At 44.5% G+C, this 18,923-nt stretch carries 20 protein-coding genes and 1 tRNA gene; 19 read left to right on the top strand and 2 right to left on the bottom strand.

The features are described 5' to 3' along the window. Positions 1-42: 42 nt before the first annotated feature. From gmd to LAQ65_RS12900, 3 genes are read left to right on the top strand one after another with little or no spacing between them, the layout of a single operon-like run. Complete coding sequence (gene gmd, locus LAQ65_RS12890) at positions 43-1,158, top strand: GDP-mannose 4,6-dehydratase (RefSeq protein WP_224117382.1); 1,116 nt, start codon at positions 43-45, stop codon at positions 1,156-1,158. A 2-nt stretch (positions 1,159-1,160) separates the two neighbouring features. Next, the gene (fcl, locus tag LAQ65_RS12895; RefSeq protein WP_224117383.1) at positions 1,161-2,084 is read left to right on the top strand and encodes a GDP-L-fucose synthase; all 924 of its coding nucleotides are present in this window, start codon (positions 1,161-1,163) and stop codon (positions 2,082-2,084) included. Positions 2,085-2,102: 18 nt separating this feature from the next. Beyond that, positions 2,103-2,843: a tyrosine-protein phosphatase gene (locus LAQ65_RS12900; RefSeq protein WP_224117384.1), complete on the top strand. Its 741-nt coding sequence runs from the start codon at positions 2,103-2,105 to the stop codon at positions 2,841-2,843. Here the strand turns inward: LAQ65_RS12900 and LAQ65_RS12905 are convergent. Then, positions 2,840-4,255 carry a right-handed parallel beta-helix repeat-containing protein gene (locus tag LAQ65_RS12905; protein ID WP_224117385.1) on the bottom strand — a complete coding sequence of 472 codons (1,416 nt, stop codon included), beginning with the start codon at positions 4,253-4,255 and terminating at the stop codon, positions 2,840-2,842. The genes LAQ65_RS12900 and LAQ65_RS12905 overlap by 4 nt on opposite strands. Positions 4,256-4,447: 192 nt before the next feature. Here LAQ65_RS12905 and LAQ65_RS12910 point away from each other — a divergent pair, with 192 nt between their 5' ends. The 16 genes from LAQ65_RS12910 to LAQ65_RS12985 all read left to right on the top strand — a co-directional run bounded on the left by LAQ65_RS12910 (position 4,448) and on the right by LAQ65_RS12985 (position 18,108). Further along, a complete protein-coding gene (locus LAQ65_RS12910) occupies positions 4,448-5,329 on the top strand; it encodes a MerR family transcriptional regulator (protein ID WP_224117386.1) in 882 nt (293 codons plus the stop codon). Between the two features lie 135 nt (positions 5,330-5,464). Further along, positions 5,465-5,965 carry an RNA polymerase sigma factor gene (locus LAQ65_RS12915; RefSeq protein ID WP_224117387.1) on the top strand — a complete coding sequence of 167 codons (501 nt, stop codon included), beginning with the start codon at positions 5,465-5,467 and terminating at the stop codon, positions 5,963-5,965. Positions 5,966-5,991: 26 nt separating this feature from the next. Next, complete coding sequence (locus LAQ65_RS12920) at positions 5,992-7,461, top strand: phytoene desaturase family protein (protein ID WP_224117388.1); 1,470 nt, start codon at positions 5,992-5,994, stop codon at positions 7,459-7,461. Positions 7,462-7,493: 32 nt separating this feature from the next. After that, a complete protein-coding gene (locus LAQ65_RS12925) occupies positions 7,494-8,333 on the top strand; it encodes a phytoene/squalene synthase family protein (RefSeq protein ID WP_224117389.1) in 840 nt (279 codons plus the stop codon). Between the two features lie 23 nt (positions 8,334-8,356). Beyond that, positions 8,357-8,905, top strand: a complete 549-nt coding sequence (gene idi / locus LAQ65_RS12930) for an isopentenyl-diphosphate Delta-isomerase (RefSeq protein ID WP_224117390.1) — start codon at positions 8,357-8,359, stop codon at positions 8,903-8,905. Next, a complete protein-coding gene (locus LAQ65_RS12935; RefSeq protein WP_224117391.1) occupies positions 8,893-9,378 on the top strand; it encodes a sterol desaturase family protein in 486 nt (161 codons plus the stop codon). Before idi ends, LAQ65_RS12935 begins: the two co-directional genes overlap by 13 nt. A 36-nt stretch (positions 9,379-9,414) precedes the next feature. Further along, positions 9,415-10,599 (top strand): lycopene cyclase family protein, encoded by a 1,185-nt coding sequence (locus tag LAQ65_RS12940; protein WP_224117392.1) that lies wholly within the window; start codon positions 9,415-9,417, stop codon positions 10,597-10,599. Positions 10,600-10,665: 66 nt separating this feature from the next. Then, a complete protein-coding gene (cobC, locus tag LAQ65_RS12945) occupies positions 10,666-11,265 on the top strand; it encodes an alpha-ribazole phosphatase (protein ID WP_224117393.1) in 600 nt (199 codons plus the stop codon). Between the two features lie 31 nt (positions 11,266-11,296). Continuing rightward, positions 11,297-12,718, top strand: coding sequence for a glycoside hydrolase family 55 protein (locus LAQ65_RS12950; RefSeq protein WP_224117394.1), 1,422 nt, complete (start codon positions 11,297-11,299; stop codon positions 12,716-12,718). Positions 12,719-12,722: 4 nt separating this feature from the next. Beyond that, positions 12,723-13,301 (top strand): MarC family protein, encoded by a 579-nt coding sequence (locus LAQ65_RS12955; protein WP_224117395.1) that lies wholly within the window; start codon positions 12,723-12,725, stop codon positions 13,299-13,301. 5 nt (positions 13,302-13,306) lie between these two features. After that, complete coding sequence (locus tag LAQ65_RS12960) at positions 13,307-13,930, top strand: pseudouridine synthase (RefSeq protein ID WP_224117396.1); 624 nt, start codon at positions 13,307-13,309, stop codon at positions 13,928-13,930. A gap of 50 nt (positions 13,931-13,980) precedes the next feature. Further along, a tRNA-Arg gene (locus LAQ65_RS12965) sits at positions 13,981-14,052 on the top strand. An 83-nt stretch (positions 14,053-14,135) separates the two neighbouring features. Then, positions 14,136-15,101 (top strand): glycosyltransferase family 2 protein, encoded by a 966-nt coding sequence (locus tag LAQ65_RS12970; RefSeq protein WP_224117397.1) that lies wholly within the window; start codon positions 14,136-14,138, stop codon positions 15,099-15,101. 38 nt (positions 15,102-15,139) lie between these two features. Then, positions 15,140-15,880, top strand: a complete 741-nt coding sequence (locus LAQ65_RS12975) for a methyltransferase domain-containing protein (protein ID WP_224117398.1) — start codon at positions 15,140-15,142, stop codon at positions 15,878-15,880. Position 15,881: 1 nt separating this feature from the next. Beyond that, entirely contained in the window at positions 15,882-16,826 is a 945-nt protein-coding gene (locus LAQ65_RS12980) for a polysaccharide deacetylase family protein (RefSeq protein ID WP_224117399.1), read from the top strand. A gap of 16 nt (positions 16,827-16,842) precedes the next feature. Beyond that, entirely contained in the window at positions 16,843-18,108 is a 1,266-nt protein-coding gene (locus tag LAQ65_RS12985) for an ABC transporter ATP-binding protein (RefSeq protein ID WP_224117400.1), read from the top strand. On the opposite strand, the gene LAQ65_RS12990 is transcribed toward LAQ65_RS12985, so the two are convergent. Next, entirely contained in the window at positions 18,047-18,862 is an 816-nt protein-coding gene (locus LAQ65_RS12990; protein WP_224117401.1) for an FkbM family methyltransferase, read from the bottom strand. The two genes, LAQ65_RS12985 and LAQ65_RS12990, sit on opposite strands and share 62 nt — an antisense overlap. Positions 18,863-18,923: the final 61 nt, after the last annotated feature.

The raw sequence follows: 18,923 nt of genomic DNA on the forward strand, positions 1-18,923 counted from the left end.
TTTAAAAGAAACGTGAAGCTCCAAGTCAATTAAACCTGAATTATGAGTAAAGTCGCTTTAGTAACAGGTATTACTGGCCAGGATGGCGCTTACCTGGCTGAATTATTGCTGAGCAAAGGTTATTTTGTACACGGTATCAAACGCAGGTCTTCCCTGTTCAATACCGACCGTATAGACCACCTTTACCAGGACCCCCATGAGAAAAATGTTCGGTTGAAATTGCATTATGGTGATCTTACCGACAGCACCAACCTCATCAGGATCATCCAGGAAACGCAGCCTGATGAAATCTATAACCTGGCAGCCATGAGCCATGTAGCGGTAAGTTTTGAGGAGCCGGAGTATACTGCAAATGCGGATGGTATCGGTACACTGCGCATACTGGAAGCAGTAAGGTTGCTGGGCCTGACCAAAAAAACCAAGGTTTACCAGGCATCCACTTCCGAATTGTACGGATTGGTGCAGGAAGTTCCCCAAAGCGAGAAAACGCCATTCTATCCCCGTTCACCATATGCTGTGGCAAAAATGTATGCCTATTGGATTACTGTAAATTACCGTGAAGCCTACGATATGTTTGCGGTGAATGGTATACTATTCAACCATGAATCCCCATTACGTGGTGAAACTTTTGTAACCCGGAAAATTACCCGTGGGGTTGCAAAAATCGCACTTGGAATGCAGGATAAGATATTCCTGGGTAACCTTAATGCGCAGCGCGACTGGGGACATGCAAAAGACTACGTAGAAGCGATGTGGTTGATATTGCAGCAGGACACGCCGGAAGATTTTGTAATCGCAACGGGTGTAACCACACCGGTGCGTGAATTTGTACGCATGGCATTTGCTGAAGTAGGTGTTGAAGTGGAATTTAAAGGAGAGAATGAAAAAGAAGTTGGATTTGTAGTATCCTGTTCCAATCCCGATTTTCAACTGGAAACGGGCAGGGAAGTGGTAGCTGTAGATCCAAGGTATTTCCGTCCGACCGAAGTTGAATTATTAATCGGTGATCCCACTAAATCACGAACCAAACTGGGCTGGAAACCAAAGTATGACCTGCCTGCCCTGGTAAAGGAAATGGTAGCTGCTGATGTGGAAGCATTCCGGAAAGAGAAATTATTGAAGGATAGCGGTTATTATGTGAAGAACCAATATGAATAAACATGGAATTATACGATAAGATTTATATAGCCGGCCATCGGGGGATGGTCGGATCTGCTATCCGCAGGAAGCTGGAACAGGAGGGCTTCACCAATTTTGTAAGCAGGACTTCCCGGGAACTTGACCTGAGAAACCAGGCAGCCGTGAACCAGTTTTTTGAGGCAGAAAAGCCCGATTATGTATTCCTGGCTGCAGCAAAAGTTGGCGGGATACTCGCCAATAATACCTTCCGGGGCGAATTTTTATATGATAACCTGATGATCCAGAATAATATTATTCACGCTTCTTACCAGAATGCCGTAAAGAAGCTGATGTTCCTGGGATCATCTTGTATCTATCCTAAAATGGCGCCGCAGCCTTTGAAAGAAGAATACCTGCTCACGGGTGAATTGGAACCCACTAATGAGCCTTACGCAATAGCCAAGATCGCCGGTATTAAACTTTGTGATGCCTACCGGTCACAATACGGGTGTAATTATATTTCCGTAATGCCTACGAATCTTTATGGTCCCAATGACAATTATGACCTGAAGAATTCACATGTGTTGCCGGCTATGATCAGGAAATTCCATGAAGCAAAAATGCAGGGTTTGCCTGCTGTTACTATTTGGGGAACAGGCACGCCTAAACGCGAGTTCCTGCATGCCGCTGATCTTGCAGATGCCTGCTACTTTTTAATGCAGCATTATAATGACCCCGGTCTTGTAAATATTGGTATTGGCGATGATATTTCGATTAAGGACCTGGCTATCCTTGTAAAGAAAATTGTAGGTTTTGAAGGCAGGATCGAACACGACCTGAGTAAGCCAGACGGTACTCCAAGAAAGCTGATGAATGTCGATAAATTGCATGCAATAGGCTGGCACCACCACATTAGCCTGGAAGAGGGGATTACTTCAGTATATAAAGAGTTTCAATCAAAATAAGGTTAATTTTACCTTTACATGTTTTCCTTTTTCCGTAGTAAATCCAAACCAACAGTAGACCTCTCCGCCATCGGCACCGATATGCACTCACACCTGCTGCCCGGCATTGACGATGGTTCACCCGATACTAACACTTCCCTGCAATTAATAAAAGGACTGCAGGAACTCGGACTGAACAAGTTCATCACTACGCCGCATATTCTCTGGGACCTGTACCGGAATAATTCCGAAACTATCGGCGAGGCGCAGTCGCAATTGAAGAAGGCGGCTGGCGAAGAACAACTTAAATTGCCCCTTACCGCTGCTGCTGAATATATGATGGATGACCATTTTACCAGCCTCCTCAGCCGCAAGGAGCCGCTTAGAACATTTGGTCCGAACTATGTGCTGGTGGAATTTTCATTTGTCAGCCTGCCCTTCGAATGGAAGAAGATATTATTCGATATGCAGATCCAGGGTTACCAGCCTGTACTGGCCCATCCCGAACGATATAGCTATATGGGAACCAGTATTGCCCCGTTCCGGGAAATTGCGGACATGGGCATATTATTGCAGGTAAACCTTAATTCCCTTACCGGTTATTACGGTAAGCCCGCTCAAAGCCTTGCCCAGGCACTAATTAAAAATAAACTGGTATCATTCGTTGGTACAGATTGCCATCACCAGCGGCACCTTGATGCAATGGGCCAGTCAGCCCAGTTGATGCAAAACCTCCAGCCACTCCTCGATAGTGGCATGCTGCTGAACGGGCGCATTTAGCGCTCCACAGCGCCGATATCCCTCCTCCCGTTAATGTTTTTATCATAAAAATCCCTGTTTGGCAGGCTTGAAATATCAAGGCCGTTATCTACAGCTGGTGAATTATCAAGTGGTGTATATTTTGCATCCAGCTTTGCATCCCCTAATAAATTATTGGCCACATCCTGGTACAGGTAAGGCGTATCAGGAGAAGACAGGATATTATTCTTGATCTCTAAAATACCCTGGACAGCCATGCCTATCTTAGTTATGGCTTTTCCCTGGTTCTGGACAATCGTGTTGTTATAAATCCTGATATCGTATAAAGCTGCAGCCCCGCCGATTGTTATCCCGCCATAATTCATTCCCTTCCTCGCGTCATTATTGGAGATATTATACCTGCAGGTATTGTTCTTCATGCTGTAAGGATCACCATACTCATAAATAAGGAATCCCGCGCCGTCATTTTCATAAGCCAGGTTATATTGCATTACGCAATTCCAGGTACCACCATCAAGGTCAAAGCCATCCCCGTCAATTCCTGTTGTTGATTTGTTCCTGGAGGAAACCGAATTCTGGATAGTTACATTTTCTGAACTATAAGCCCAGATACCTACATTACCGCTGCCAAATTCCCAACCGTTATTCGTAGCTGAACAGGAATCAATGATGCCACCGGATACATTGGCCATTATGATACCATGGCCGGAATGCGGCTTCATGCCCTGGATGCCCCTGTTGTGCGAAGTGGAGGAATGCTCGATCAGGATATTCCTGTTCTGCCTTCCGGGCCAGGATCCTGTCATGTCAATACCCGCATAGCCATTGCTGTCAGCAACTGCATTCCGGATGAGGATACTGTCATAACCACCGGGATAGGCCATGGAAGCTTCAACACTTTCCCAGGCAACTGTAGGCGACATATCAAGGCTTGAATTAATGCCCGCATGGCCATACCCTTTTGCTACAATATTGTCAATTACAATATGGGAATGCCTTTTCTGGTCATCAGATTTTAAAACAATACCGGAATTGGTTAAGGTAGTCAATACTTTGCCGGAGCCCAGTACGGTCAGGTTCCTTACCAGGATGTGGTCGTTATTGTAGAGATAAATGCCGTCTTTGGTATCGCTGAAAATAGTGCCGCCCTGGATGGTGATCATGGCATCAGCGGTGCCCGATTCACTCAGGACCAGCATGCCATTTACCGTTCCGATGATATTGATAGTGTCCCCGGGGCTGAAGGAAAAATTATTGGCTTTGTCGAGGTCCCAGGCCTGTTCGGGGGATAATCCGGTATTGCTTCCACTGCCATCCGCTTTTATAAAATAGCTGGGTTTAGGCACTGCAACTACTAACGGATCAGGGTTAGGTTTAGTGGCAATTTGCTTGGTACAGGACGCAAAAAGAAGGGCTACCAGGAGGTATCTCATAGTTGGACTATTGGAATTTTCTTTAGGATAGTGAATCGGCTATCGAACGCAGATTTTGGTCATTGAATTGTGGGAAAGGCGCTAATTTTTTGACTGCTAATGGGTTACCCTTAGGAATTTCCCCCCAACCTTTTCTTTTCTTTATTGTTTAACTTTATGTCAACTTGAATTAAACACGAAAAATGTGCGGCCATGAATGCTTTCACCATCAAGGACCTGGAAAACCTTTCGGGAATTAAAGCCCATACCATCAGGATCTGGGAGCAGCGGTACAATTTCCTGAAACCCCAGCGTACCGATACCAATATCCGGTATTATAGCAGCGAGGAGCTGAAAGCCTTGCTGAATATAGCTTTGCTGAATAAATACGGGTATAAGATTTCCCATATCAACCGCATGTGTGCCGAAGAGATCCGCGACCGGATCGTTACCATCGGCAATGCGGAGGCACAGCAGGAAAGGATGGTCAACGATATGATAAAACATATGGTTGACATGGATATTGCCGGCTTTGAAGAACAGCTCGACAGTTACATTGCTGCCCGCGGAATTGACAAAACCATAACACAGGTGATCTTCCCCTTCCTGGAAAAAATCGGGATATTGTGGTTAACAAACCACATCAACCCGGCCCAGGAACACCTGGTTACCAACCTTATCCGTCAAAAACTAATAGTAGGCATAGACGGCGCCTTTTCACATGTAAGCGTAAAGAAATCCGTGCTGCTTTTCCTTCCGGAAGGCGAGCACCACGAAATCGGCCTCCTGTATACCTATTACCTGATGAAAAGCCATGGTATAAATGTGATTTACCTGGGCGCAAACGTTCCTTTGAAAGACGTTGAATTTGTTGCGAACCTGAAGAAACCAGACTATGTGTATACCCACCTGACCTCGGTGGCCCACAATTTTAACTTCGAGAAATTCCTGCACAATTACTCGATCCGTTGCGGCAAACACCCCCTGGTAATTTCCGGATTGCTGACCCAGCAGTACAAGAAAAAGGCACCTGAGAACATCTATTTTAAACGCTCACTGGCAGAAGTAATGGAATATGTTGCCAGTCTCCGGTAAACGCTGCTGAGCTAATCGATGGATAAACAATGAATTATGTTTTGTTTTAGGTTTTAACAAAATAATTAAACAAAAAACCGTCTCATTTAAGGTAGTTTGTTTAAATTTGGGTCAGTAACTATTAAACACAAGACCATGCCTAACGTAGATTTTAATGAGATGCTGGTGGACAATGCAGAGTTTCTACGTCCCTTTGCCATTACCCTGACAAGAGACAATGAAGCTGCACAGGACCTTTTCCAGGAAACCATGTACCGTGCTATTGCCAATAAGGAGAAATACAATGTTGGTACCAATATCAAGGCATGGCTCTATACCATAATGCGGAATATTTTCATCAATAATTACCGCAGGAAGGCCAAACAAAACACCATTTTCGACCATACCCCCAATGATTTCCTGATCAATTACAACCAGGTAACCACAGCCAATGCTGCGGAAGCCAACCTGAAACTAAAGGAGATCAATGAGGCTGTGCATAAATTACCCGAAATCTTCCGTAACCCCTTCCTGCTTTATTTCGACGGGTTTAAATACCATGAAATTGCGGATATGCTGGGTGAGCCGCTGGGTACCATTAAAAGCAGGATCCATTTTGCCCGTAAACTGCTTAAGGCACAAATCCAGCGTTATTAAGGAAGAAAATTCCCTAACTTTTCAGGGTGAGTAAACAAGTTATTATTATAGGTAGCGGTTTCGCCGGTATGTCGGCTGCCGCTTTCATGGCCAAAGCCGGATGGCAGGTTACCGTTTTGGAAAAAAATGACCAGCCCGGCGGCAGGGCCCGGCAATGGAAATCCGATGGCTTCACTTTCGATATGGGGCCATCCTGGTATTGGATGCCTGATGTATTCGAAAGGTTCTTCGCCCAGTTCGGTAAATCGGTCAGCGACTACTACGAACTCGAAAGGCTTGACCCATCCTACCGGGTTTACTGGCCCGATGGCCCGATGGATATTCCCGCAGGACTTCCAGCCCTCCAGGCCTTGTTTGAATCCATTGAACCGGGCAGCGCCAGGAAACTGCAACAGTTCATGGATGAAGCCGCCTATAAGTATAGGGTAGGTGTTCAGCGACTGGTTTTTAAACCCGGGCAGTCACTCACTGAATTCCTGGATTGGGAAGTGATCAAAGGCGTTTTTAAGCTGGATGTGTTCACTTCCATGAAGCAGCACGTGCACAAATTTTTCCAGGACCCGAGGTTGAGGCAACTGATGGAATTCCCGGTATTGTTCCTGGGTGCGATGCCGGAACAAACCCCGGCTTTGTATAGCCTTATGAACTATGCCGATGTGGTTGGCGGTACCTGGTACCCCAAAGGCGGCATGTATGCGATTGTTGATGCGATGTACCGGCTGGCCCTTGAACTTGGGGTGGAATTTCGTTTCAATGAGGCCGTTACTTCAATAGAGTTGAATGCTTCATCAGCGCGATCAGTAACCACCAGCCAGGGCAGTTATACAGCCGATGTTGTGATTGGCGGCGCCGATTACCACCATATTGAAAGTGAACTGTTGCCTGCATCCCACAGGAGCTATTCCGCGGCATACTGGGATAGCCGGGTATTGGCGCCAAGCTCCTTATTATTCTATGTTGGCCTCAATAAAAGACTCTCCAATATCCTTCACCATACCCTGTTTTTTGATACGCCTTTTGAAGCACACGCGAAAGAAATTTACCGCGAACACCAATGGCCCAAAGCGCCTTTGTTTTATATGAGCGCCACTTCAGTTACCGATAATACAGTAGCCCCGCCGGGGTTTGAAAATCTATTCCTTTTAATGCCGGTTGCGGCAGGACTGGATGGCGATACTACAGAAGTAAGGGAAAAATATTTTGACCAGATTATCCAGCGGCTTGAAACCCATCTTGGCCAACCGGTTAAGGATGCTGTTGTACTCAATCGCTCTTTTGCCCACAAGGATTTTAAAGAGGATTACCATTCCTTTAAAGGAAATGCCTATGGATTGGCCAATACACTTAAACAAACTGCCAACCTAAAACCCAATTGCCGGAGTAAGAAAGTGAAAAACCTTTTTTATACCGGGCAACTAACAGTGCCTGGTCCGGGTGTACCGCCCAGCCTGATCAGCGGGGAAGTGGTGGCAAAGGAAGTGATTCGAAATTTTTAGTTATCTTTTGATAAGAACCTAACCTGTTGCTTATGATGAACCTGTTTCATAATGTTTGTGAGAGCTGTAGCCGGACTACCACGGAACGCTATAGTACCTCGTTTTCATCGGCCATTAAATTGTTGCACCAGGACCTGCGGCAACCCATCTTTAATATCTATGGCCTGGTTCGCTTTGCCGATGAGATTGTTGATACCTTCCATGAATACGACAAGAGTGTTTTACTGGCAGAGTTTAAACAACAGACCTATGAAGCCATCGAAAGGAAAATAAGCCTGAACCCGATCCTGCATAGTTTCCAGCAAACAGTGAATGCGTATAATATCGACCATGAACTGATAGAGGCGTTCTTTAAGAGCATGGAAATGGACCTCGATAAAAAAGCGTATGACCATAGTGGGTATATTGAATATATATACGGGTCAGCCGAAGTGGTCGGACTGATGTGTTTGTATGTTTTTTGTGAAGGCGACAGGGCATTATACGAGCAACTGAAAATGTCGGCCCGTTCGCTTGGGGCAGCTTTCCAGAAAGTGAATTTTTTGCGCGACCTGAAGGCGGATTACAAACAGCTGGACAGGGTTTATTTCCCCGGCTGCGATTTTTCCAATTTCACGGCCTGTGATAAAACCAAAATAGAAGCAGATATCCAGCAGGATTTTGATAACGCCTATAAGGGCATCATGCAATTGCCTGTAAAAGCGCGTTTTGGTGTTTACGTGGCTTATAAGTACTACCTTTCCTTGTTCAAGCGCATCAAGCGCTGCCAGCCACAGAATATTTTACTGGAAAGGATTCGCATCCCTAACTACAGTAAAGCAGCAATTGTGGTGCGCGCAGGTGTGAAGAACCAGTTGGGAATGATCGGTTGATTAATGATTTAAATTGAATTGCATTGGCAGAAAAGCAACTAAATAAAGATATTGTCCTGGTAGACGAACAGGATAATGAAGTGGGGACCATGGAAAAAATGGAAGCGCACCGGAAGGCCTTGTTGCACAGGGCATTCAGTGTATTCGTTTTCAATGCAGCCGGTGATATGCTGTTGCAGCAAAGGGCCCTCAATAAATACCACAGTGGCGGATTATGGACAAATGCCTGTTGCAGCCACCCTTACCCGGGTGAAACCGCAGGAGATGGCGCCATCCGTCGTTTGCAGGAGGAAATGGGATTTTCCACACCGATACAAAAGGCATTCACATTCTTATACAAAGCGCCATTCGACAACGGGTTAACGGAACACGAATTCGACCATGTTTTTGTCGGGGAATACGATGGGATAATAATACCCAATCCCGCTGAAGTAATGGATTTTTGTTACCGGTCACTGGAAGAAATTGAAGCATCCTTAAAATCGCATCCTTCCCGGTTTACAGCCTGGTTCCACCTGGCATTCCCGCGTGTGAAGGAATGGAAAAAACAAGCAGCCCTATGCATTGGTTAAGTTACCTCGGGATAGTTTTGGTTACATTTATTATCATGGAAGGTGTTACCTGGTTGACACACCGTTTTGTGATGCATGGTTTTTTATGGTACCTGCATGAAGACCACCACAAAAAAGGCCCGGGATTTTTTGAAAAGAACGACTGGTTCTTTGTGATTTTTGCCATCCCGAGTATGGGCATGATCCTGTTAGGAACGCTTGAGCCGGCATACTGGTGGGTGCAGGCCATTGGCTTTGGTGTTATGGCATATGGCTTTGCCTATTTCATGGTCCATGAAATCATCATCCACCAGCGATTCAAATACTTTACCCGCAGTAATAATATTTATATCAGGGCCATCCGCTGGGCCCATAAAATGCACCATAAGCATATTGAAAAAGAAGACGGTGAATCTTTTGGCATGTTGCTGGTACACCATAAATATTGGGAGAAAGTCAAAAAAGACCGTGAAAACACCCTTAAACACAAGTAGATTATTGGCTATCTTGACCTCGTCATACAGCCACTTATGCAGTCTACATCACTTTACCAATATAAGTATTACGATTACCGCTATGAATACGACTATGTATTTACAGGAGCCGGTGCGGCCGGTTTAAGCCTCCTGATGCGGATGTTATTATCGGGGAAATTCCGCAATAAAACCTTTTTGCTCGTCGATAAAGACCGTAAAGACCAGAATGACCGTACCTGGTGTTTTTGGGAAAGGGGCAAGGGCCTGTTTGACGAGATCGTTTACAAAAGCTGGGACGATGTTTGGTTTCATGGTCAGGGGTTTTCAAAAAAATTCAGGATCAGTCCCTATCGCTATAAAATGATCCGGGGGATTGATTTTTACAACCATTGCATAAATTATATCAAGCAACAGGAGAATGTGATGATTCTTTTTGAACCCATTAAAAGGATCATCAACAAAGACAGCTATGCAGCCCTGGAGCTGGAAAACGGCGAGGGATATTACGCGAAGGAGTTCATGTTCAATTCCATATTATTTGAGGAACCGCCAAAAGACGATAAAACACAAACCCTTTTGCAGCATTTCAAGGGCTGGTTCATTGAAACGGAAGAACCGTTTTTTGATCCTTCTGCCAGTACCCTGATGGATTTCAGGGTTAGCCAGGAAAGGGGTACGACTTTCGTCTATACCATGCCTATTGATGAGCGGAAGGCGCTGATAGAATACACTTTGTTCAGCGAATCCTTACTGGATAACGAAGTATATGAGCAGGGGCTTCATGACTATATCCGGGACTTTTTGAAACCCGGAAATTACACCATTACCGAAAAGGAATTTGGGGTCATTCCCATGACCAATCACCGTTTTCCGGCTGGCGAAGGCCGGGTTGTAAATATTGGTATGGCAGGCGGGCAGACCAAATCATCCAGTGGTTATACTTTCCAGTTCATACAGCGCCATAGTGCTGAAATGCTCGAATCCATGCTGGTGCATGGCACGCCGCGGACGCAATTAACCCATTCGGGTCGCTTCCGTTTTTATGACAATGTATTGCTGGATGTGCTGACACATAAGGAATTATCCGGCGCTCAGGTTTTCACCCGACTTTTTCGCCGTAATTCTGCCCAGCGCATTTTCCGTTTCCTGGACAATGATACCATGATGGTGGAAGAGTTGCTTTTAATTGGAAGCCTTCCTACGCTTCCTTTTTTGCGTGCTGCAAGAAGGGTGCTTTAACCAACTGGTAACAGAACTAACATTTTATTTGGCTGCAATAATAGTTTGGCGGTTTATCTTGCGGCTATGAATATTTACCTGATCAGGCATACCAGGCCCGCTGTTGGTAAGGGTATCTGTTACGGGCAGACAGACCTTGATGTGGTGGAAACCTTCCATGAGGAAGCCGCGGTTATCAAAAACCATTTGCCTGGTGATATTTCAAAAGTGTATTCAAGTCCCCTTCGCCGGTGCCGGCTGCTGGCAGAACATTTATTTCCCAATCCCATTGATTTTCATGACGACCTGAAGGAATTGCATTGTGGCAGCTGGGAAATGCAGCATTGGGATGAAATACCCAGGGAGGAGCTGAAGCCCTGGATGGAAGATTTTGTGCAGGTGCGGGTTCCCGGAGGCGAAAGTTATATGGATCTTTTTACGCGTGTGGTTCTCCGCTATGAAGCAATAGCCAGCAGGGAATTGCCGGCTGCCATTGTTGCCCATGGCGGGGTAATAAGGAGCATATTGTCGCATGTAAAAGGAGTTCCGCTAAAAGATGCCTTCAATCATTTCCCGTTATATTACGGTGCGGTGGCAAAAATAAATACGGTATCCGGGGAAATAGAAATGCTTTCAAATATTGAAATAAAAGGGGAGCAGCACCGGCCCAGCGATTGGGTGAAATAATTTGTTTTCAGATAAAAAAAATTCTTGCATTATGAGGTTCCTTTGGTTATTGTTATTGCCTTTATTTTCTTCCGCGCAAATTGATCCTAAAGTGTTTGGCGCTGTTGGCGACGGGAAAGCAGATGATTATAAACCTATCCAGGCAGCAATTGATTCAGCTATTTCGGTTAGTGGTACTGTGTACCTTCCTGGAAAATACAGGATCAGCAGATCATTGATTGCCGCGAAATGGACGGGTAAGGAATATGTTCCTTTCACCATTAAAATAATTGGTAATGCCACCATGTGGGATACGAATAATAATTCTGTAATTACAGCAACCTTTAAAGATGCGCCGGCGTTGGGTATCCACAGGGGAAAAGGGATTATTGTCAGCGGGCTGAATTTCCAGGGGGCATACAGGACCCCCAAGATGAGCGACAGTGCCTTTTATAATTCAGACTTTAAAACATATGGCGATCCAACCTGCCGTGACGCACAGTATTCCCCATATGCAGCAATTGTAATAGATCCCTTCCGTGATAAGCTTCCGCCCGATGGAGGATATCCGCCACTGAAAGAATATTACCGGGGATCAGCATCACAAGGCGGGTCAACAGGGATAAGGATTGAAGATTGTACTATTAATAATTTCACCATTGGTATCATCGCTTCCCCAAATGGGCAAACTGCCAATGCCGAACTGATGACCTATGAGAATATCCGGTTTTACAACAACAAGGTTTGTATAGCAGGCTGCCAGGCCCAGGAGAAATCCAACCGGATCATCAATGTTGGCGCCTGGGGCAGGACCCATACCTTCCTGTCATTCGGTGATTATGGTAATGGTACGCCGGGATTTTATACTGTGGATGGGGTAAATATTGCCGGAGGGGTAGTGCAGTTTCTTAACCGGACCAGCGGTGGTTATTTCCCATTATTTGTAACCCATGTTTTTGCTGAAAGTATCGGTAGGATTGGAAACTGGCAATCATTGGTGGGTGACCAGTTAAGCAATTCCTTGTTCGATTTCGCTTATCCCGAGAATACGGGTATATATCCGGACGCACATTTAACCGGGTATGGCGTTACCCTTACAAACTGTAATTTCAGGTATTATGGCAGGCAGGATATTCCAATATTTTTTAACGGGGAATATATTATACATGATTGTGTAACCTATATGCCCATCGTTTTCGGGTTAAAATCGAAAGTTGATAAACCCGGATATAACTTTGAGTACCTGCCTCCACAGGCATTGAAAATAACAGGCAACAAGTCGGTTATCAAATGCAAGGGTAGCGGTGTTAAACCCGGTGATGCTATTTTTTTTATGCACTATGCCAGTTGGCAATACATTGGAATGGCGCGGGTTGATGATGTAAAAGATGATAACATAACCATTAAATTTATCAGTAATTCAGTGAAGCCAGATGTGACTTATGGAATTGGATTATATGTAAAAAAGCAATAACACCATGCCCATCAATTTCGATGAACTCCTGACGGTAACCTTCACCCTGTTTGCGGTGATAGATATCCTTGGCTCCATTCCCCTGCTGATTACATTGAAAACGAAAATGGGCAGGATCCAGGAGGGGAAGGCTACTTTGATTTCCGGTGCATTGATGATTTTGTTCCTGCTGGTAGGGGAAAAATTCCTGAATATATTGGGTGTTGATGTACGGTCCTTTGCAGTAGGCGGATCAATTGTCATATTCATCCTGGGACTGGAAATGGTGCTGGGGATTGAATTTTTCAAGGGAAGCGCCGATGCCAAAGCGGGAACTATAGTCCCCATTGCCTTCCCGCTGATTGCAGGTTCAGGGACATTAACCACTATAATTTCCCTTAAGGCAAACTACGAAAACCTGACAGTTGCCCTGGCCATAGCCCTGAACCTGGTATTTGTATACCTGGTATTAAGGTCGCTGGACCGGATCGAAAAATTAATAGGTCCAATGGGGTTGCTGGCCATCCGTAAGTTTTTTGGCGTGATCCTGCTGGCCATTGCCGTGAAGATATTCGCGGCCAATGCCAGTGGCCTTATTAAATAAAAGTAATGGAAGAGTCTGGCCACCGCTATTTTGTACTGCACAAGCCCTATAATATGGTCTCGCAGTTTGTGAGTCCCGATAATGTAAACCTGCTTGGCCAGGTCGATTTTGATTTCCCGCCGGGTACGCATGCCATTGGCCGACTCGACAATCATTCAGAAGGGCTGCTATTATTGACCACCAATAAGAAAATGACGGCCATGTTGTTTTCATCGGCTGTTCCGCACAAGCGCGATTACCTGGTAAGGGTGCGCAATGTGGTATTGCCTGAGGCGCTTGAGAAATTGCGGCAAGGGGTAGCCATCCCGGTAAGCAATGGAGCTGAATACATAGCAAAGCCCTGTGCTGTGGAACTGGTTGAAAAGCCAGTTTGGCTGGCTAACCGGCCCAATGAATACCGCGATGATATTCCCCATTCCTGGCTGCTGATGACCTTAACGGAAGGCAAATTCCACCAGGTCCGCAAGATGGTAGGCGCAGTGCGCCATCCCTGCCAGCGGCTTGTAAGGGTAGCTATTGAGGACCTTACCCTTGGGGATTTACCCGCCGGGTGTATCCGGGAGCTTCCTGAGGCTGAAATATTCCGTTTATTGAAAATTGGGCCTTGGGCGAAGCCGATTTTGCCTTAATTTCGCCCCTCTTTACCCGCCGGGTAATACCCGGCGGGTAAAGAGAAAATGGCCTTGTAGTACAATGGATAGTATAAGAGTTTCCGAAGCTCCAGATCCAGGTTCGATTCCTGGCGAGGCCACATCCTTTTTTGCAGAAATGCATTTTTGACCAGTTCCCGCCCGCATTATTTGAATAATAGCCTTAAGGTAACCCAGACCAGATATGAATGAACGGATACCTCAAAAACCGCCTGTAATAAGAAAAGTAGAGGGTGCCGGAATGCCTTTATGGTCAGTTATGATTCCATCCTATAACTGCCTGAAATTCTTGAAAGATACCATTGAAAGTGTCCTCATCCAGGACCAGGGGGACTCCCTGATGCAAATACAGGTGGTTGATGATGCCAGTACTGATGGGGATGTTGAAGGATTAGTGAAGGAGATTGGAAAAGGAAGGGTGAAATTCTATCGCCAGGATTTTAATGTGGGCAGTCTCCGGAATTTCGAAACCTGCATCAACCGGGCAATAGGAAAATTCATCCATTTGCTTCACGGCGACGATATGGTGAAGCCCGGGTTTTATAAAGAAATGGAAACGCTGTTTCAAAAATTCCCAAATATTGGCGCAGCATTTTGTAAGAACTCCAACATGAATGAAAATGGCAATGAAATTTCAATTTCCGCCAGCATCCTGGAGCAGCCCGGAATTATACCCAATTGGCTGGAGCAGATTTCCCAGGTGAATCTTTGCCAACCTCCGGCTGTTGTTGTAAAGAGGTCGGTTTATGAAAATCTTGGCGGCTTTTATGCGGGCCATTATGGTGAAGATTGGGAAATGTGGTGTCGCATAGCCGCCAATTACGAAGTAGCCTATTCGCCAAAATGCCTGGCGATGTACCGCATTCATGCTGGTAATATAACTACCCAATCAAATATTTCTGGCAATAGTGTCAGGGATATTGTAAAATTCATCTCAATTATTGCCAAATATCTTCCTGAAGAAAAACAACATATGATGAAACGGGAAGCAAAAAGAAATTACGCCAATTATTTTTCAGGTTTTGCTTACAAGAATTTTAATGTTGACAAGAAAAAATACCTCAATTTGGCATATAAAGCATTTCTGTTGAATCCTAATAGAAGGACAACGTCTTTACTGGCCAGAGTTTTGCTGAAATTTTACTCATAAAATGTTGGTTTCGTTGTATTGAGCAAATCAATATGGTAATGTCGATTAAGCATATTAAAAGTGCCTGCAGCCAAAAGTTACGGCGCATTAGCCAGTCCTTCAGGAAAAAGGCGGGTATTCAGGAACATCGAATTGAAAGCCCTGGTATAATGGGCATGGATGTAAAACCGGTAAGCACGCAGTTTGGTTACGACAGGGGCGGGCCCATTGACAGGTATTATATTGAAGGATTTTTATCGCGGCACGCAAATGATATCCATGGAAAAGTTTTGGAGATCGGGGACAATGAATACACGATTCATTTCGGTGGTGAAAAAGTTTTAGAAAGTGACATATTGCATATTGATCCAAAGCACCCCAAAGCAACTATCGTGGGTGACCTTTGCGATATTCCGCAGGTGCCGGAGAACAGTTTTGATTGCATCATCTTAACCCAGACCTTACACCTGGTTTATGATTTTAAAAAGGCCCTGGATACCTGCTACAGGATATTGAAGCCCAGCGGCAGCCTGTTACTTACCGTCCCGGGAATTTCCCATATAGCCCAGGATGAATGGGGAAAATTCTGGCAATGGTCGTTCACCCCGAATTCTATCAGCAGGGCCATATCGGAATCATTTAAAAGTGGAGATGCCATAATTGAATCTTACGGAAATGTAAAAGTCGCTGCAGCATTCCTGTATGGCTTAGGCTTACCGGAATTAAAACAACATGAGCTGGAATATTCTGATGAACATTATCCATTGATCATAACCGTTGCCATACGTAAAGCAAATTGACATGCTGTTCCGGAAATTATTTAATACCAATGCGAAGGAAAACAAGGTGATCGTACTGATGTACCATCGCATTGCCAGCATGGCTTTTGATCCCTGGGACTTATGTGTAGATCCATTGAATTTCAAACAACAAGTAGAGATACTGGAAAAGAAATACAAGGTTATTTCAACCCGGCAATTGAATGATTACCTTGAAGGAGCTTCCCTGCCATATAATGCAGTATGCCTGACTTTTGATGACGGATACACCGATAATGCCACGATAGCAAGACCGGTCATTGAGCAATATAAAATTCCCGTTACTTTTTTTATTCCCGATTATTATATTGAAAACGGGGCATGTTTCTGGTGGGATGAATTGACAGAAATATTTTTTTCCAGGGTTGAAGCAGATGCAGCATTGAGGGAAAAATGGCGTAACTGGAAATGGCCACAACCCGCACCCGACCAGGTTTGCCAGGATTTCATCCTGGCCTGGGAGAAACTACGTCCATTGCCTTACACGGAAATAAAAAAAGAATTGGCAAAATTGCGGGAGAACCATGGAGCTGATGAGCAATTTTTAGCAGGCTACCAACCAATGACCAAAAAGCAATTGGGTGAAGCAGGAAAAACAGGCTTGATATCACTGGCAGTGCATACCAGCACACATCCCGCACTTGACTGTCATCCTGCGGAAATACAAAAGAGTGAAATTGCTGCCAATGTAAATTGTTTGAGAAAATATGCGGGTGCTGAAACCGATACAATTGCCTATCCTTACGGGGCCTACAATGATACAACCCTGGAAGTAGTAAAGGCACTTGATTTTAAAATGGGATTTACCACAAAAGCTGTTTCTGTGAGAAGGGATTCGCCAAAACTTCAATTGGGCAGGTTCCAGGTAAAAAACTGGAACGGAAAAGAATTTAATACCCAGTTAGAAAACTGGTTTAAAAATTATTGACCTAAAAAATAAGGCTATGTCTGATTTGGTTTTGGAAGTTGAGCATTTATCAAAATTATACCGGAAAGGTACAATTGGGACAGGCTCATTGCGGCAGGACATAAATTATTGGTGGAACAGGAATATACTAAAAAAGGAATCCCCTTTTTTTAGTGGACAACAGGACGCGCTTTCAAAATCTGCCCAATTCTGGGCGCTGAAGGATATTAATTTCCAGGTAAAACATGGGGAAGTTTGGGGAATTGTTGGTGCAAACGGAGCAGGGAAATCAACCTTGTTAAAGATCCTTTCAAGAATAATAAAACCCAGTACCGGCGCAATCCGGGGGAAGGGTAAAGTCAGCAGCCTGCTGGAAATTGGTACGGGTTTTCATAATGAGTTGTCGGGGAAAGAAAATATTTTCCTGGCCGGTTATATTTTAGGAATGAAAAAATGGGAAATCCAAAAACGGCTGGAAGAAATCGTGGATTTTTCAGGTGTTGAAGAATTTATTGATACGCCCATTAAAAGGTATTCTTCCGGGATGTATGTCCGGTTGGCTTTTGCTGTTGCTGCGCACCTGGAGCCTGATATCCTGATTGTTGATGAAGTGCTTGCGGTGGGTGATATTGATTTCCAGAAAAAATGCCTTGGTAAAATGAAAGAGGCATCCAATGACAGGGGAAGGACAATTCTTTTTGTCAGCCACAATATGCAGGCGGTGAACCAGTTGTGTTCTAAGGGCATTTGGCTGGATCGCGGTAAGATGGCGTATATAGGTGAAGCGCAGGAAGCAGTGAATGCTTATATGAGTAATTACCAGTCAAACATCTGGAAGCAAAATTGGCCGGTGCCTGAAGAGGCGCCAGGTAATGACCAGGTACGGCTCACGTATATTGAATTAATCCCCCGGTTTTCAGGCGCCAGTGAAACAATTGATATCCGCACCCCGCTGCAGGTTAAGTTCAGGTTTTTTAATTATTTACCCAATGAATTCCTGGTGGCTGAAATGGTATTGTTTACAACTTCCGGGGAATGTGTATTTGATGTATCACATGCACCTGAAAAATTTTCAGTAGGGTGGGTTGAGGGTGAAGTGCAGATCCCGGGTAAGTTCCTCAATGATGGTTCGTATTCCATCGGCCTTGCAATTTTCAACCGTGAAAAGGAAACATTATTATATAAGGACGATTGCCTGCAGTTCACTGTAGCGGATTACAGTGAAAACAATGACTGGTATGTCAAGTGGTGGGGAATTGTCCGCCCGGATTTCCCTTTTGCGATCCGGCAGGTGAATGATTAAGTTGGATAACAAGCGAAAAACCTTTCCAGGAGATTTGAAAATCAAAATCCTGCAAAGCATTGAACAAAGATTTGGTGCAGCCTTTACGCATCCGGTCGTGAAGTTCAATAACAAGCACTTTTGTAATCGATAACCAATGGTTGTAATTGGATGCAAATAATTCTTTCTCCGCGCCCTCTATATTTATCTTGCAGATATCAATGCTTTCCAGTTTATAGGTGTTGATCAGTTCGTCAATCGTAATGGCAGGAACGGGATTTTTCACTCCTTCTGCAGTTGGCTCAACCATGTAACCCCAGTTGCCAAGGTTTACATCAACAACTTTTAAAGCAGTTTTTTCATTCCAGATTGCCCCGAAAACAGGATAGATCTGAGGATAATTACTAGTATTCTTTACCAGCATTTCATAATTGGAAGCCTCCGCTTCCACAGAAATTATTTTTGCATTGGGGTATTTTTTTGCAAAAAAGATGGCGCCAAGTCCGATATGCGCACCGCAGTCAATAATTGTTTTTGGGTCGTCATTAACCTGGATATCATAATCCATTCCAGAGAAAATATGATAGAACATGGGTATGTCGGTGGTATTATTCCTAAGGAATAAAGGAAAATCATAGCCCTTCATTTTTATCTGTAGAAGCTTGTTGCTGCTTTTTCTTTTGCGCAACAGGAAAGCAATCCCATCTTTCCCGAATAGCCTGTAGTGGTATATTGCTGCATGCCAGGAACGGATAATTTTTTTTACCGGATTCATCTGAAATATTAATGCGATGGATTTTGCATATTATTGAAGTTAATTTAAAAACGGTTATTTT

Origin of the sequence: Flavihumibacter profundi (assembly GCF_020076305.1) — a bacterium.
GTDB classification, from domain to species: Bacteria; Bacteroidota; Bacteroidia; order Chitinophagales; family Chitinophagaceae; genus Flavihumibacter; species Flavihumibacter profundi.